We start from the raw sequence: 16,404 nt of genomic DNA on the forward strand, positions 1-16,404 counted from the left end.
CCCTATACCTTCTCCTTTACAAGTACTTTAGCAGGTTCCTCGAAATAGATCTCCCCTGGAGCCATTCGGGATATAATAGCAAGCGACTCAACGCTTACATTCATCTGCTCCAGCAAGCCTCGTCCCTCTTGAAACCCTTTTTCGATCACGCAGCCTACGCCGGCGAGTTCAGCACCAGCATCATTCACGATTTGGACTAAACCAACAAGTGCTGCGCCTGTCGCAAGAAAGTCGTCCACAATGAGTACTTTATCATCCGGTCCCAAGTAATTTTTCGAAATCGTCACTTGATAAGTTTCTTGTTTGGTAAAAGAGTGAACAGACGCGGAGTAAACCTGCTCGGACTGGGTAATGGCCTTCTTCTTCTTGGCATAAACAAAAGGAACATTAAGCGCAATGCCAACAGCCATCGCAAATTGTATGCCGCTTGCTTCAATCGTCAGCACCTTCGTAATAGTCTTGTCCGCAAACCGTCTGGCAAATTCCTTACCAATCTCTAATGCGAGCGCCGTGTCCACTTGATGATTCAAGAAGGAGTCCACCTTAAGTACCGTATCGGACAATATTAATCCTTCTTTGCGTATTCGATCTTGCAGCAACTTCATTCTCTTCCGCTCCTCTAGTTGAATAAAAAAGGGACAAGCCCCTTAAGCTAAAGCTTAAGTGTGGCCTGTCCCTACAAAAACCATATTCGTGTACGCTGAACTACATCCGTCCACTTCCCTACTACTTTCAGTACAGAAAGAACATGAAGGTAAAATGTAAAAAAGCGAATCACTCATAGTCGGATAGTTGCAATGGTTATCCGGTAGAAACTTATGGGCCATATTCCCATGATTATATGAGATAAAAAAAAAGCATTTCTAATAATACAAGGAATGACTAATAAATTGCAAAGGTAATTATTTCAAGAAAAAAGAAGCTTTCCATAAGTTCAATGAACTCATGAAAAGCTTCCAATTCACTTACCGTAGGTGCTGATTTCCGCATTGGACGTTCTCCGTCCAATCGGCAATTTAATTTACCGCTAATATGCGGTCGCTCCTCATCCAATTGCTTCGATAAGGAATTAAATTACATCATGCCGCCCATACCGCCCATGCCGCCCATATCAGGCATCGATGGAGCATTTTTCTCAGGTTTGTCAGCAACTACTGCTTCTGTAGTCAAGAACATAGCTGCTACGGAAGCTGCGTTTTGCAGAGCGGAACGAGTTACTTTAGCAGGGTCAACGATACCCGCTTCGAACATGTTCACCCATTCGCCAGTAGCGGCATTGTAACCAACGCCAACTTTTTCGTTTTTCAGACGCTCAACGATTACGGAACCTTCTTGACCTGCGTTCGCAGCGATTGTGCGAAGCGGCTCTTCGAGGGAGCGCAATACGATGTTAACGCCTGTTTGCTCGTCGCCAGTTGTTTGAACAGCTGCAACTGCTTTGTATACGTTAATCAGAGCAGTACCACCACCGGATACGATACCTTCTTCAACCGCTGCGCGAGTCGAGTTCAGGGCGTCTTCGATGCGAAGCTTACGCTCTTTCAGTTCTGTTTCAGTAGCTGCGCCAACTTTGATAACCGCTACGCCGCCAGCCAGTTTAGCCAGACGCTCTTGCAGTTTCTCACGGTCGAACTCAGATGTTGTTTCTTCCAGTTGTACCCGGATTTGGTTAACACGAGCTTGGATGTCAGTAGGGTTGCCGCTGCCGTCCACGATGATCGTGTTTTCTTTTGTAATGCGAACTTGGCGAGCGGAACCGAGTTGGTCCACGGTTGCCGATTTCAGCTCAAGGCCGAGCTCTTCTGTTACTACTTGAGCGCCAGTCAGAGCAGCGATATCAGCCAGCATTGCTTTACGGCGGTCGCCGAAGCCTGGAGCTTTAACGCCTACGCAAGTGAATGTGCCGCGCAGTTTGTTCAGAACGAGGGTAGCTTGCGCTTCGCCTTCGATATCTTCTGCGATGATCAAGAGCTGCTTGCCGGATTGAACAACTTTCTCCAGAACCGGAAGGATCTCTTGAATGTTCGAGATTTTTTTATCTGTGATCAGAATGTATGGATTGTCGAGGACAGCTTCCATTTTATCTGTGTCAGTGATCATGTATGGAGATACATAACCGCGGTCGAATTGCATACCTTCAACCACTTCAAGCTCCGTTACGAAGCCTTTCGATTCTTCAACAGTAATAACGCCGTCATTGCCCACTTTTTCCATTGCTTCTGCAATCAGTTGGCCAACTTCGTCGTCTGCAGACGAGATCGATGCAACTTGTGCGATCGATTGTTTGCCTTCGATTGGTTTCGCGATTGCTTTCAGTTCTTCAACTGCCGCTTTAACCGCTTTTTCGATACCTTTGCGGATAACCATAGGGTTAGCGCCTGCAGTAACGTTTTTCAGACCTTCGCGAATCATCGCTTGAGCCAGAACTGTTGCTGTTGTAGTACCGTCGCCGGCAACATCGTTCGTTTTTGTTGCTACTTCTTTAACCAGTTGAGCACCCATGTTCTCGAATGCATCTTCCAGCTCGATTTCTTTCGCGATGGAAACACCGTCATTCGTGATGAGCGGGCTGCCGAATTTCTTCTCTAGTACCACGTTGCGGCCTTTAGGACCAAGCGTTACTTTAACCGCATTTGCAAGTTGATCAACACCACGCAGCATTGCGCGACGAGCGTCTTCACTAAATTTGATTTCTTTTGCCATTATCGTGTTACCTCCCAAAAAGTATAATAAGTATTTTACGCCTTGCCCTCTATGTTAGAAAACAGGCTTATCCAAAGATCGCGTGAATGTCGCTTTCCTTCATAATCAAATACTCTTTACCTTCGTATTTGATCTCTGTTCCCGCATATTTGGAGAATAGAACGCGGTCGCCTTCTTTAACTTCGAGCGCAATACGTTCGCCGTTTTTCAATGTACCGCTGCCAACTGCCACCACTTTACCTTCTTGTGGTTTTTCTTTAGCCGTATCCGGCAAAACGATGCCGCTTGCAGTCGTTTCTTCTTTTGCGATCGGTTCGATCAATACGCGTTCACCCAAAGGTCTGATCATTGAAAATAGCCTCCTTAAAAATTTTGTCGCTTATTGTTTTTTATTAGCACTCGTAACCTTGAAGTGCTAACAACCATTTTTATCATACTCATTTTCGGATCCAATTTCAAGTGTCTGCGGTCATTTTTGCAGTTATTTAACAACCTCTTATTCGCGCCTTCACCATTATAGCCCTAGCCAAAAGACGGCATACGCGTAAGCCGCGTATGCCGTCTTTAATTACTGCTTTGCCATAATGCCATTCATAATAAAAAATGTCAGCTCTTCGATTGTCTTCTCCAGACTATACGGCTCATCGCTTATTACGAACTGCCAATAGTCCGAGCTGCGATTAAATAACAACACACCTGCAATCGAGAATAAAGCGAAATCAAGCGATCTAATCTCGAAGATGCCTTGATCGCGGCCTACTTCCAGCCAGTGTCGCAGCGACTGCCAAATGGGCATGACATAATATTGAATTTTCTCAATGCGGGAAGTGTTCAGTAATATTTCATGCTGGATAATATGAATAAGCTCAGGATCAGAATAGCGGAACCTGGTTACTTCCCTAATGACCAGCTTGACGCCTTCCATAGGCGGCAAGTTCTTGTCCACTTCGGCAAACTGATTGAATGGAAAAAAATGATCAAACAACGCAGCGAACATATTCTCTTTGCCTCCGAAATGATACGAGATAAGTGCGACATTCGTCCCACCCGCTGCCTCGCAAATTTGCCTTACTGTTGTCCCCTCGAAGCCTTGGCTGGCAAATAGCTTTTTCGCCGCAAGCAATAGACGTGTTTTCACATCGCTCTCATTCGTATTCATTCCTTGAAATCCCCCAGCTAACTATTTATTTTGATGCAATCGTTGCCTCAGACTGCCTGCTTCTGCTTCTGCTTCCCTTCACCGCTACAGCAGCGGCACTAATCAGTATGGCAACCGCCGTTATTAAGAACAGGACTGCTGCCTCCTGACCAACTCCTGGACCGCCAAAGAGCAGATTCATATTCCCTTCCACCGCATAGGTTGCGGGCAGAACAGCACCCAAACCAACATAGAAATCCGACAACAGCTCGCGCGGTACAATCGTTCCAGACGACACCAATTGAGCCGACAGCAGCATAATATTGAACAGCATGCCTGCCATTCCGAACAAGTACAAGAACATTTGCGAGACGAACATAAAGGTAAGCAGGAACAGCATTTCAAATAACCAAAGATGGATAAAGCCCTGCTCAATTTGCCCGCCAAGTGAATACAGCAGCGTCGAGCCTACCAATGATACAACAACTGCTGCAGCTATATTAATGAGACTTCTTGCTGCGAACCGTCTCCAGCGGCTAACGCTTCCCTGGATCGCCATAGCCGACTGCTCAAGGTTCATCCCCATAATCATAGCTCCCACATAGGAAGCAAGTACCATCATCATCGGTACCATCTGATTATTCATGCCATGAATGGCATTCGTCGATTGTATATCCGCAGTAACTCTTTCTGCCAGGCTTTGTCCTGTTGATGCGGCCTGCTCCTCCGGCATCTTAGCTGCCTCTCCAAGCGTTGCTGTGACACCTGCCGCAACAGCTCGCTTGTTAACCTCGGCCGTCACCTGTTCCGCAACCCCACTCATCATACTTTTAATTAAAGCAGGGTTCGACTCATTAATCCAATATTGAATATTGGCGTGTCCGTCCGGAGATGCCGTTTTCAGCGAGAAATCCTCCGGCATATATATGACCATCTGCAGCTTTCGCGCATCGAGCTGTTTCTTCGCCTCTTCAAGATTATCGAGCTGTGACATCTTGAACGGCAGTTCTTTTATAAGACTAGATGCAACCTGCTCTCCAAGCTGCCCATCCTTATTAACAATTGCGATATGCAGTTGAGTTGTACGATCTGTAACCCCGTCATACCCTGTCATCCAAATCAAGGAAAATACAATTTGGAACGTTAAAGCTGTAATGATCCCAACCCATGTAGTCGGACGCTTCATAAATGCCTGTAGTGCCTGTTTCACATTCTCCACTCCTCTATCTCTCTTGTCTGTTAAACACTTGTTTAAAACATCTGTTTAAACAATATCAGGACCTTCGCTCCTTGTCAACGACACTACATGTTAAAGAATAATTCTAACGACAAGAAAATCCCGATTAAGTTTTGAACCAACTGCCAATAGTTGAGAGTCGTCTGCAGCCGGTCATAATGACCGACTGCTGCACTATTCTTATTGAGCTATCGTTCGGCTATTGTCGTGATGTTGCTGAACTAATGTTCCCCTGACAATTGTCTCCCGGTTCGCCATGAGAACGCATGAACACTTCACTGGTCTACCTCCCAGCGTTAAGCTATCATCTCGTCAGCACCAAGAACCAGATCCACCGCTGGGTCGACATTATGTTCCCCGAGCTGCGGCAGGTAACAAGTACCTCATTGGCTCCGGATCGCTAGCTACCCTGCGTCTCTTCCCTACGCCTGCTGATCTTCAAAAACTCACCGTTCGCCAGGTAGTCGACGTTTGGAAGAGCCACCCAAAATGGGCGGCTCTTTTATTGTCCTCTATAGGGCATGTATAGGCTTCTAATTAGACCCCACCCAGTGCCGAATGATTTACATTTTAATGTTGCAGCAGAGTTTACTCTCGTTTGCTCCGTACCAAATTATCTAAGAATTTGTTGTACGCACAAGGTCCTTTTCTTAAAGTTATGGGAGGATAGTTCAAAAATTTTCGCGAATACCCTACATATGGGATTATTTACGAAGTTCGTGAATAAGACGTTATGCGCCATTACCGGAAAATATTAAAAATAATATTTAAGGAGATAATTTTTTATGAAAGGTAAGATACTCTTATTATTTTTTATTACGATAATGTTTTCATCTTGTCAAAATATTAGTCAATCGACTACTTTGAACAGCGAAACTAAATCAATAATGAATTCTGAACTGCCTCCTGATGTAGTGAGTACAGGTACTGGAACAGAATCGAAAGAAATAACTGAAGGTCGATCAGATCCTTCTAACAATGAAGTGTTATCCATGAACATTGGGAACTATGATTTGACTAGAGAATTTTATGATGAAATGCTTCGAAATCCTATAGATCATGATTATAAAGTGGAATTTAATGAATCTCAAAATTCCAAAGAGATTATTACAACATTGGGATGGGGGGCTTTGGAAAGCAAATATACAGAGATTTGGGATAAAGAGTTGAATCAAATATATAAAAAGCTTCTTTCTAAGTTGGATAGAGAACCAAGAGAAGCACTAATTGAATCGCAGAAAGAATGGTTACAGTATCACTTAAGGGAAACAAAATTTGTAGAGAAGACATTTATTAATAATGGTTACCTTGGATCACAAGGATCGGTAAGCCTAGGCACGGTTATACGGGAGAGAATTAGGGAAAGAACAATACAATTATTTGAATATCGATATTTGCTAGATGGTGAAGTTGAGTTTTTATACCAAAGTAAAAAATAGACTTGGAATCTTGATCAAAGGTGCAAGGAATTCCGCACCAAAACTTACCTTTATTTATGGTTCGGTTCACCGACTTTCGCCAAATAACACTAACACTTTTCGAGCAACAGCCAGTTGGCCAGGTTAAACCAATAAATGCCCGGAATCACAATGATTCCGGGCATTTATTTATTGATCGTTTTAGTGATCCCTAAAATTATAACTCAAGGCAACTAATCATTAACGCACGATAACTCCTGGCAACATTCTAATTATTACTCATCAAGTCATTGTGAAATAAATCTTAAAAAAATATTAATTCGCTCTTACTGTACATCATTTCGGAAAAATACAAGTTATGATAGTGATATTGAGATCAAAAAGAGAGGGCCACATATGGAGATAAAAAAAATAATTGGAATGGTTAGCGTAATACTTGTTCTAATGAGTTATACAATGAATCAATTTTTAAAAGAAAATCTTAAAACGGTTCATGCTTCTAGCTCAACAACGCAAACCAGTTTAGCACCAAATCATATCGTCATTGTTGTAGAAGAGAACCACTCCTACAAGGAGATAATTGGAAATAAAAATGCCCCTTATATCAATCAACTTGTAAAAACCGGTGCCAATCTAACTAATCATTATGCGATTGAACACCCTAGCCAGCCGAACTATATCGATCTTTTCTCTGGTTCGAATCAAGGTGTAACCGATGATAAACCATCCCATACTTTTAAAACAGATAATTTAGCTAATGAGCTTGTAAAACACGGCTACACATTTGGTGGTTATTCCGAAGGATTACCAAGTGTAGGATTTACCGGCCCCTATGACCTTAAAACCTTGTATGCTCGAAAACATAACCCTTGGGTTGATTTCACTAACGTTTCTGCAAAAGCAAATATGCCGTTTACCTCTTTCCCAAAGGACTATAGTAAACTTCCAACTGTTTCCTTTGTAGTTCCCAATCTAAAACACGACATTCATGATGGAACAATTAAAGAAGCGGACGATTGGCTTAAGAATAACATGGCAGGTTATATTGAATGGGCAAAAAAACATAACAGCATCTTTATTCTGACCTGGGACGAAGACGATAGGAGTGCTAAGAATAAAATCCCCACTATTATGGTTGGCCAAAAAATTAAGCCTCAAGCCTATATGACGAAAACAAATCATTATAATATGCTACGTACAATCGAAGACTTCTATGGATTGCCGGCTCTTGGAAATAGCAAAAACGTTAAGCCCATTAATCTTAGGATTTAAAAGCATTTACTTTCGGGGTGCGCTATAAGGGTCTACCCTAACATTTTAGGATTAACTGCAGCTATACCATTGGCTTCATGCAGATCAATGCGGATTACCAAACTATTCGTAGGTAAACAATAAAACACTGCATAAGGATTAGTAAAGGCGATTTCCTAAATGATATTCAGATCGTATCCAAGTACACTTGCAATGATGCAGCTGAGCTTCTTTATGGTTTATGAAGTCCTCTTCTTTTTAGGTTAGATGCATGCTTCTATATATAGCCATTAGCTTTAAGGCCATATGTTTCCAGCTAAATCGCTCGACCGCATCTTTTCTTGCTTGTTTACCCAATTTTGAAGCTAGTACTCTGTCACCCGCTAGCTTCCCTATCCACTCGGCATGCGAATATGGACTTTTGTATTTTTTAACGAGATACCCATTCGCTCCATGTCTCACAATTTCTTTAATCCCTCCGATACTGGATGCAACGACGGGAAGTCCGGAGGCCATAGCTTCTACATTGACAAGCCCAAACGCCTCGTGTCGCTGTGAAGGACATACGAAGCAATCTGCGTTCCAGTATAGCTGGTGGATCCTATTATGCGGAATCATTCCAGTAAATCGCGTATTTATACGATATTTTCGTGCTAGTAATTTAAGGCTATTGATATAGTTCGCTTTACCTCCCCCGACGATGATTAATCTTACTTTCGGATATTTTCTTTTCATAACTCCAATTGCTTGGATAATAACCGGTACACCTTTACGGGGAATAATTCGTCCTGCAAACAGAACCTGGAAGGTGTCAGACTTCTTTTTTGTGTAAGTAGGTTTGAACCGGACGGTGTCAACCCCCAGATATACCGTTCTTACTTTAGAGGATTGCGTTGGAAACATGCGGGATAAATTACTTTTTAGCGAGTCACTGTTCGCAATAATCAAATCGGCTTTATCCAAGCTGGTTGCCACAGCTTTAGTATGTGGAACAAAAGTCAGAGAATGAAGGAAAAGTGAAACCGGGGTTAGCGGGAAGGCATTCTTCACTTTGGCCATATAGTGGGGACGATTATCCACTTGTATAATATCATAATACTTTCCTCTGATATAACGCAGGACCGATGCGATGTATTTCTGTGAACTTCCCGTAGGCACTCGAACGATAGTTAAATTTCCATGGTCACTAATATTTGGTAAACTGGGGCTTTGTCTGCTGACAATCGTAACCTTATGATTTACAGCAAGCTGCTTGGCAATTGCCAACATACATATTTCAACCGATCCATTGCCCGGAACCGGTATTTGCTCCGGAGCAACCATAAGAATCTTCACCTAGCCTCGCCCACCTCATTTTAGTCTTTTTCTATATGCTCTCTGTTTATATTTGTCCTGAATATGAGTGATATAATATTACCTGCTACTTAGGAATTCAGGTATGGCTTTTTATTAATCGTTCAAGACAAAGAAAGACAGAAATCAACTCTTCTGTCTTTTATTAAAATGGAGTTGAAATATTTTATTCATTTGATCTTGAATTGACCTCGTTTAAAGCTCAATTAGGTAAAAATTAGCAATTTTAGACCAGTTAATCCGTTATTGTTCCTGTTTTGTAAGACCAATAAAGCTTACGGGTCTTGTTAAAGAGTATTCTGTCATTCTCCTCCAGTTTGTAGCCTTTTGCTCGCAGCCACAAGCTCAAAATACGCGGGTTGTCACCCGACGGAAATTGTTTATTCTCCCGATGAACTTGCTTCCAGCCATCAGATAGCGTTCCGTTGTTTTCCAGGTATGACCGCTTTTTCTCCGTAAATAAACGTAATTGTATGGTGTTGTTGCGTAAATCTTATAGCCTCTGGTTCTACATTTCGCGAGGAAATTAATATCTTCCCCGAGCGAAACGCTTGGCGTAAACCTCACTTTCATCGCCCGTCTGAAAAGAATGGTCCCGCCCGACACTGTCTTTACAAACCTCTGCTTTAATCCTGAAAACCGTAGAATAAGCCTGCTGCTTGTTTGTAAATAGGTATAGCAAGCTTTTTTGCCTACGACATCCGTTCCCGTACGAGCGAGCGCCTGAATCTGTTCTGATAAATAGTAAGGCGAGTAATAATCGTCGTCGTCAAACTTCGCAATCAGCGGTAATTTAGACTTCACAATTCCATGGTTCAAGCAGCGACCCAGTTGGAACCTCTCAGCCATCTGGTAGATGGAAACGTTTTTCATGGCTCGCACTTTTTTCCGGTAATTCGTTAGGTTAATGTTATTGTTATGAAGTACAATGACTAGCTCCTTATTTTTATATCGCTGTCTATTGAAATTGGCTAAAATATTATCGAAAAACTCTGGCCGTTTTGTGCTTACTACAACAGAAACCCCAAGGCCCGAGCGGGGATTTACATTCGTCCTGAGATTCGCCTTCAGGGTCTTTACCGAATTCATCGAGAGATTCGCTGCGCTCCTCTTTGCTGTTTTCACTCCTACATCACCCTGAACGCCAATGGTTCCCCTGTCTTTAGATTACGATTCAACGGATTCAGCCCTTTCCGACGAGATACCCCAGTATATGAAGCTTCTTTAAGTTAAGTGTTGGCGAATGTCCGGTCTTCGGACCGGCGGATTGCTTAAGAAACCCACGACCTATTCTACCTTATATGCATCGGGGTTATTATATCGTTGTACTTCTGACGATTATTGTTTCAATAGCATTAAATATGGATCCATAAATCTATAATTTGCGAATGAATTTCTCCGCAATTATTTGTATTTGCCTCGCCTCTCCACTGATTTATGATGAACATCAAGAGAGAAGGGAGGGACAATAAAGCATGATATCCGACACACTGGATTCGATTGTTTCAAACAAGTTTGAAAGCGTTTACTCGCATGCTGCACCGCTGGAGTATTTGGCGGTAGCATCTTTTTAAGGGGTGGATTACGTGGCAGTTTCGTGGAAAAGACGGTTTTCCAGCTTTCTCAGTTTGGTTCTATTCATGAGTTTCCTATTATCGATGGAGTTAAATCCGGTCTCGGCCGCTTCTACCGACTTGCCCGGCGATACTTCGTTGGTCTTAAGCTACAAGGATGCCGTTCTTAATGGCTACGGCGTACAAAAACGTACAGATCCTCAAGACAATGACACGATTTACGATGGGTATGGCTATGTCTCTTTCTTTTTTAACGAAGACCCAAGCTCCAGCCAGCCTGTTGGAACAGCCACCTTTAAAATAAATACGGCGGAAGCAGGTCTCTATAAACTAAGTCTTGGATATTACATTCCGGAGGGCTATGGCTCCAAGGATACCGGCATCGAAGTCAATGGGAGCGGTGTCGGCAGCATCACTCTGGATGCCCCGCCCGCGGGAAAAGTTACAAACGAGAAGATGGTAAGCAAAATCATGCTGAACGCTGGCGCAAACGAAATTACTTTTAACCGGGGCTGGGGTTATTACGGAATCGAATACGTGAAGATTGAAGCTGCTCTCCCGCCCGTTGCGAGCGACAAAATGGAAGCCGAAGACGGCGTAATGACCGGTGACGTAAGCATTGGCACGACTGACGTGGGTTATTCTGGTACAGGTTATGCATCCTTCAAAAACTCGGGCTCGTTAACGTTAACCTATAACGCAGCCGCTAGCGGTCTTTACGATCTTGCAATCGGTTACAGCTCTCCCAATGGGGACAAAAAAACCCAGTTGGCGGTCAACGGCCAGACAAGCGAAATATCCCTTCCGGCATCTGCTGGTTACACCGAGGTATCCGGCGGTAAAGCCCTGCTCCATGCCGGAAACAATACGATACAGTTTAATCCCGGCTGGGGCTGGTATAGTATCGATTACGTCAAGGTTTCGGCAACCGGTGCCCCGAAACAGCATAGCGTCGAGAACAAGCTGGTCAACCCTCATGCAACCGTGGAGACCAAGGCGCTTATGAACTACCTGGTCGATCATTACGGGAAAAATATTCTTTCCGGTCAACAAACCCTGGAGGATGCGCAGTGGATTAAAGACCAAACCGGTAAATATCCGGCCATCTTCTCTACGGACATGATGGATTATTCCCCTTCCCGTGTTGAACATGGTGCGACCTCTACGGAAGTAGACAAAGCGATTCAATGGGCCAAAGAAGGTGGAATTGTTACCTTCGTATGGCACTGGAATGCCCCTAAAGGGCTGTACGATATGCCGGGTAAAGAATGGTGGAGCGGTTTTTATACAGACGCAACATCATTTAATGTTCAATATGCGCTCGAACATCCTGAGTCGGAGGATTATCAGCTGCTTTTGAGGGACATAGATGCGATTGCCGTACAGTTGAAACGTCTTCAGGACGCGCACATCCCCGTACTTTGGAGGCCGCTGCACGAGGCTGAAGGAGGATGGTTCTGGTGGGGCGCAAAAGGGCCTGAACCCGCAAAACAGTTGTATCGGCTTATGTACGACCGTCTTACCCATTATCATCACCTGAACAACCTGATCTGGGTGTGGAACTCCGAGAGTCCGGATTGGTATCCGGGGGACGATGTCGTCGATATCGTTAGCGTAGACATCTACAACCAGGCAGGCAATTACGGACCAAACATCGCCAAATACGACAGCTTAATGAATCTCGTGCAAGATAAGAAGCTGGTCGCTTTGCCCGAAAACGGCCCCATACCCGATCCGGAGCAGCTACAAGCTTATTCTGCACATTGGCTCTACTTCATAACGTGGACAGGCGATTTCATCCGCAATGGACAGTATAACTCTCTTGATCATATTCAAAATGTGTTTAACAGCGATTACGTTATCACACGGGACGAACTCCCCCATAACTTATATACTTCCTTTAAATTCGAAGCAGAGAAAGGCACCTTAACCGGACTCCGTGTATCTACGGAAGACAGCGGGTATTCGGGTGACGGTTACGTAACCGGATTCGACAACGAAGGCGACAACTTGATTGTGCCTTTGAACGTGCCTGTCAGTGGAACATATCAATTGTCTTTACGATACAAAGCTTCGGGAGATAAGACCAATCCCGTGATGCTGAATGGAGTAAAGCTGGCGGACTATGTTTTTAGCAGCAGCCAATCATGGACGGATGGTGTAATTGGCGAGTACGAGCTGGAAGCCGGCAGCCACACGTTAACCGTCGGCAAAAGCTGGGGATGGATCGACCTGGATTATGCAGAATTGAACTATATTGAGCCTATCCCGCTAAAAGCAACGATCTCGTACAGTCAAACCGTTCCAACGAATAAGGATGTAATTGCCACGCTCGCCACAAACAAACCCGTCACCATTACGAACAACGGAGAATCTGATCGGCATATATTCAAAAAGAATGGCACGTTTATCTTCACCTTTGTGGATGAGGATGGCCACTACGGCACGGCAACAGCAACTGTCTCTAACATAGACAAGACTGCTCCATCCTTGTCCGTTTCAGCCAGCACCACCGTGTTGGAAATACCAAATCACGCACTCATCCCTATCGAATTGAATTTAAACGCTGCGGATACCGGATCCGGAGTAGCCGGAGTAAAGCTAGTCTCTATAACAAGCAATGAACCGGATAATGGCTTAGGGGATGGAGATAAGCCAGGCGATGTCCAGAACGCGAATATCGGGACCGCGGATACTTCTATCCTGCTCAGGGCCGAGCGTTCGGGCATGGGATCGGGAAGAGTCTACACGATAACCTATGAAGCGTCCGATTATGCCGGCAACCGGACAAAAGCCGCTGTAATCGTGACTGTGCCACACAGCGCAAAGAAATAATAACACTGTATATGAAGAAATTCGGCCGTCTCCGGTAAATCGGAGACGGCCTATTTAGTACTCAAGCTGGATTAATACAATACGGGCAATTTATCGAGCGTAACCGCATATTCATGATGGTATGCCTGGAGTAGTTCCTCCTCGGAGGTCCACTCTGCGGTCGATCCAAAGTCGTTTGACCAGGTCATGTACCAAACCCACGGTATTCTAGTTAATGAGAGTTGATTTATGCTAGGCAGCACCCCAATTTCTCCTAATGCAACTAACTTCGGTTCCGAGGTTATACGAATAAGCTCCTCATATTCGGGTCGCAGATCCGTATGCGTATGTTTCGGAGGGTACAGGTCTCTTGATATCACATCCGTCACGTCATCACCTGCATAGCCTTCCGCCAAAGGCGAGTTCCAGACCCAGATCAGATTATTCAGAGCATGAACGCGTGTATATCGGTCATACATCATGCGGTACAGCTGCTTAGCAACCTCCGGGCCTTTGTGACCCCACCAGAACCATTCCCCCTCGGCTTCATGGAAGGGTCTCCACAGAATCGGAATCCTCTTCTCGCAAAAAGGCTTCAAGATATCGGCCATATGATCCATATCTGAAATCAACGCCTTATACTCCTCCGTTCCTTCTATTACAGCCTTGGAGGCGTCAAAGGTTGTATTATTCGAATAGAATCCCTTATCCCAGCTCCCAAAAGGAGAGAACCAATGCCAGGTGAAGGTGATCAAGCCTTTTCGTTCTGCCCATTCCCAAGCCCGGTCAAGCGTGTTTCGGTTCTCATCAATCTCAAGCAGGCATTCTTCGCTGCTGTTTTCATAATTAATAGCCGGCGAATAACTTAAGAGCTCAAAGCCGCAAAGCGCGGGAAGCTTCCCCGTAATCTTTTCGATATACTGGAGTTCCTTTTGCAAATTGGTTTGCGTGTGTTGACCGGTAATAATAGCTTTGCCGGCTATGCCTCTTAGGTACTCTAGTACTGCTTTTACTTCGTTGATTGCGTTCGTATTGCAAGGTGCCATTGCCTCGATATTCGGATTTTCCATGGGTTACTCCTCATTAGATATAGGTTCGGCATGAAATCAGTACGGATTGCCGTGCATAAAAAAGGGCCGTTCCTCCTCCGCTTGGATGGAGAACGGCCCTAACTTTTCATTTCAAAAAATTACTTGGAAGACCAAAGCTTGATCCGGTTTTGGATGTGCTTGGTATAAGATTCTTCCATTTCTTTAACGCCTGCTTTCTCCAGCTCCGCCATATAGGCATCCCAAATCTTGTCGAAGTCTTCCGGCTTGGACATGACCGCTTCCGGAATACGCTTCCACGTAATATCCTTCATCTTAGCTCCCAGGATAACGGCCGGGTCGTCATTTGGAAGAGACATCGTATATGCCGCTCCGTATGCTCTCGGTTGGAATTCTTCTTCTTGAGGGAATAAGTCTTTCCAATGCTCGATATTATAGGCCTTCAAGGCTTCCTTTTCCGGCTCGCTGTAATTCGCTGTCAGCATCTCCGGGTAATTGCGTGTAAAATAGTTTCCAGTTGAATCCTTGATGCCATCGCCGTAATGTACCATCAGGTTCCAGTAAAGGCCAATACCCGATTTCTTTTGGAACGCAGCACCGTCTTTGTTCATCTGTTCCTGAACTTCCGGTATAATGGTACGTTTACCGTTTTCTAAGGTATAATGCTCTCCTTCGATTCCCCAGTTACTAAGGATTTGTCCCTCTTCCGATGCTAGATAATCGAGAAACTTAATAGCGCTTACAGGATCCTTCGTTTTGCTGGAGATCGAGATCCCATACCCTCCGTCAAAGCCGGCTGGCCAGAAGCTAGTGTCCTTGTAATCCTTGCTCATCGTAACCGGATAATGACCATAGGTTTGATCGAATTTGCCCGCCGTCTTCAAAGCGTTCTGTCCATCGCCATAGTCCCATTCCGGATCGGCCAAGCCAAGAACCCGGCCCGAAGCAACTTTTGCCTTAAACTGATCCGTCTTCTGCACGAAGCTTTCCGGATCAAGCAAGCCGACGTCGTTCATGTGATTCAGCCAACGGAAGTATTCTTTTTCTTCCGGACGGCGGAAATGATAGGTCGCTTGGTAAGTTTTCTGATCGATGTAGTATTCGCCGTCGTCTGCCCCCCCGGTCGTCTGGAACCCCGAGTTGGTTACCTGGTACATATGCCAGTCATCGGCGTTCAAAGAGATACCGATATTTTTGTTGCCATTTTCATCCGTCGGATGCTTGGTCATATAATCCTGAATCACTTTCTCGAAATCTTGTACCGTACGAATCTCCGGGTATCCTGCTTCCTTGACGACGCGATGTTGGAGTTCAAATCCTCCATCGGCTTTGATTTTCTTTTCCTCAACGGAAGACCAGGTCGGTATAGCGTAGATAGCTTGATCGTCAAGGCTGTACTTTGTCCGAACAAGTTTATCCCCCAGCATCTTTTTGATGTTTGGTGCGTACTTGTCGATCAAATCCGTCAGATCGAGAATAGCTCCAGCCTCTACAAGTTTGCCAACGTCCGCCTTTGCAGCAATTAAATCAGGATATTCTCCCGTAGCTGCTATCAGAGAAATCTTTTGTACCGGATCGCCTACTGCAAACTCGGCATCCAAGGTTACACCGGTTTTCTCTGTAATAATCTTGCCTACTTCGTCCTGCATGTTGTTCCAGTTCGTGCTGGAGTCTTCCGAAAAATAAGTAAGCGTGACGGGTTTCATCTCAGACGTTGAATTTCCTTCTGCTTTGGTTCCTTCAGTCGCGGACGAACCATTATTTCCACTGCACCCAGCAAGCGTTGCCATTAATGACAGCGCTAGAATGGAAGAAACGACCGTCCTTTTCTTTTTTGTCTCCATGAAACGAAGCCTCCCCTTATGAA

12 protein-coding genes and 1 riboswitch are annotated in these 16,404 nt (G+C 44.6%); of the genes, 3 read left to right on the top strand and 9 right to left on the bottom strand.

Annotated elements, in window-relative coordinates; genetic code table 11:
- Positions 1–2 precede the first annotated feature (2 nt).
- The 5 genes from AB4Y93_RS25395 to AB4Y93_RS25415 form a co-directional block, all read right to left on the bottom strand.
- Positions 3–605, bottom strand: coding sequence for a xanthine phosphoribosyltransferase (locus AB4Y93_RS25395; RefSeq protein WP_441896184.1), 603 nt, complete (start codon positions 603–605; stop codon positions 3–5).
- A gap of 156 nt (positions 606–761) precedes the next feature.
- A riboswitch (purine riboswitch) is annotated at positions 762–865 on the bottom strand.
- A 209-nt stretch (positions 866–1,074) separates the two neighbouring features.
- Positions 1,075–2,703 carry a chaperonin GroEL gene (gene groL, locus AB4Y93_RS25400; RefSeq protein ID WP_441896186.1) on the bottom strand — a complete coding sequence of 543 codons (1,629 nt, stop codon included), beginning with the start codon at positions 2,701–2,703 and terminating at the stop codon, positions 1,075–1,077.
- Between the two features lie 67 nt (positions 2,704–2,770).
- Positions 2,771–3,052 carry a co-chaperone GroES gene (gene groES / locus AB4Y93_RS25405; RefSeq protein WP_441896188.1) on the bottom strand — a complete coding sequence of 94 codons (282 nt, stop codon included), beginning with the start codon at positions 3,050–3,052 and terminating at the stop codon, positions 2,771–2,773.
- 219 nt (positions 3,053–3,271) lie between these two features.
- On the bottom strand, positions 3,272–3,862 hold the full coding sequence (locus tag AB4Y93_RS25410; protein ID WP_441896190.1) for a TetR/AcrR family transcriptional regulator: 591 nt from the start codon (positions 3,860–3,862) through the stop codon (positions 3,272–3,274).
- Positions 3,863–3,887: 25 nt separating this feature from the next.
- Positions 3,888–5,051 (bottom strand): YhgE/Pip domain-containing protein, encoded by a 1,164-nt coding sequence (locus AB4Y93_RS25415; RefSeq protein ID WP_441896192.1) that lies wholly within the window; start codon positions 5,049–5,051, stop codon positions 3,888–3,890.
- Between the two features lie 812 nt (positions 5,052–5,863).
- Between AB4Y93_RS25415 and AB4Y93_RS25420 the strand changes: the two genes are divergently transcribed.
- Positions 5,864–6,517 carry a lysozyme inhibitor LprI family protein gene (locus AB4Y93_RS25420; protein ID WP_441896193.1) on the top strand — a complete coding sequence of 218 codons (654 nt, stop codon included), beginning with the start codon at positions 5,864–5,866 and terminating at the stop codon, positions 6,515–6,517.
- 375 nt (positions 6,518–6,892) lie between these two features.
- A complete protein-coding gene (locus tag AB4Y93_RS25425; protein ID WP_441896194.1) occupies positions 6,893–7,768 on the top strand; it encodes an alkaline phosphatase family protein in 876 nt (291 codons plus the stop codon).
- 237 nt (positions 7,769–8,005) lie between these two features.
- Here the strand turns inward: AB4Y93_RS25425 and AB4Y93_RS25430 are convergent, their stop codons facing one another.
- The gene (locus AB4Y93_RS25430) at positions 8,006–9,082 is read right to left on the bottom strand and encodes a glycosyltransferase family 4 protein (RefSeq protein ID WP_441896195.1); all 1,077 of its coding nucleotides are present in this window, start codon (positions 9,080–9,082) and stop codon (positions 8,006–8,008) included.
- Positions 9,083–9,445: 363 nt separating this feature from the next.
- Positions 9,446–10,189, bottom strand: coding sequence for a glycosyltransferase (locus AB4Y93_RS25435; RefSeq protein WP_441896316.1), 744 nt, complete (start codon positions 10,187–10,189; stop codon positions 9,446–9,448).
- A 551-nt stretch (positions 10,190–10,740) separates the two neighbouring features.
- On the opposite strand from AB4Y93_RS25435, the gene AB4Y93_RS25440 reads away from it, so the two are divergent.
- On the top strand, positions 10,741–13,509 hold the full coding sequence (locus tag AB4Y93_RS25440) for a glycosyl hydrolase (protein ID WP_441896318.1): 2,769 nt from the start codon (positions 10,741–10,743) through the stop codon (positions 13,507–13,509).
- A 71-nt stretch (positions 13,510–13,580) separates the two neighbouring features.
- Here the strand turns inward: AB4Y93_RS25440 and AB4Y93_RS25445 are convergent, their stop codons facing one another.
- Both AB4Y93_RS25445 and AB4Y93_RS25450 read right to left on the bottom strand, forming a co-directional pair.
- Complete coding sequence (locus AB4Y93_RS25445) at positions 13,581–14,558, bottom strand: glycosyl hydrolase (RefSeq protein ID WP_441896197.1); 978 nt, start codon at positions 14,556–14,558, stop codon at positions 13,581–13,583.
- Between the two features lie 119 nt (positions 14,559–14,677).
- A complete protein-coding gene (locus tag AB4Y93_RS25450) occupies positions 14,678–16,381 on the bottom strand; it encodes an ABC transporter substrate-binding protein (protein WP_441896198.1) in 1,704 nt (567 codons plus the stop codon).
- Between the last annotated feature and the right edge of the window lie 23 nt (positions 16,382–16,404).

It is taken from the genome of Paenibacillus sp. YAF4_2, from assembly GCF_052113225.1.
Classification (GTDB): Bacteria; Bacillota; Bacilli; order Paenibacillales; family Paenibacillaceae; genus Pristimantibacillus.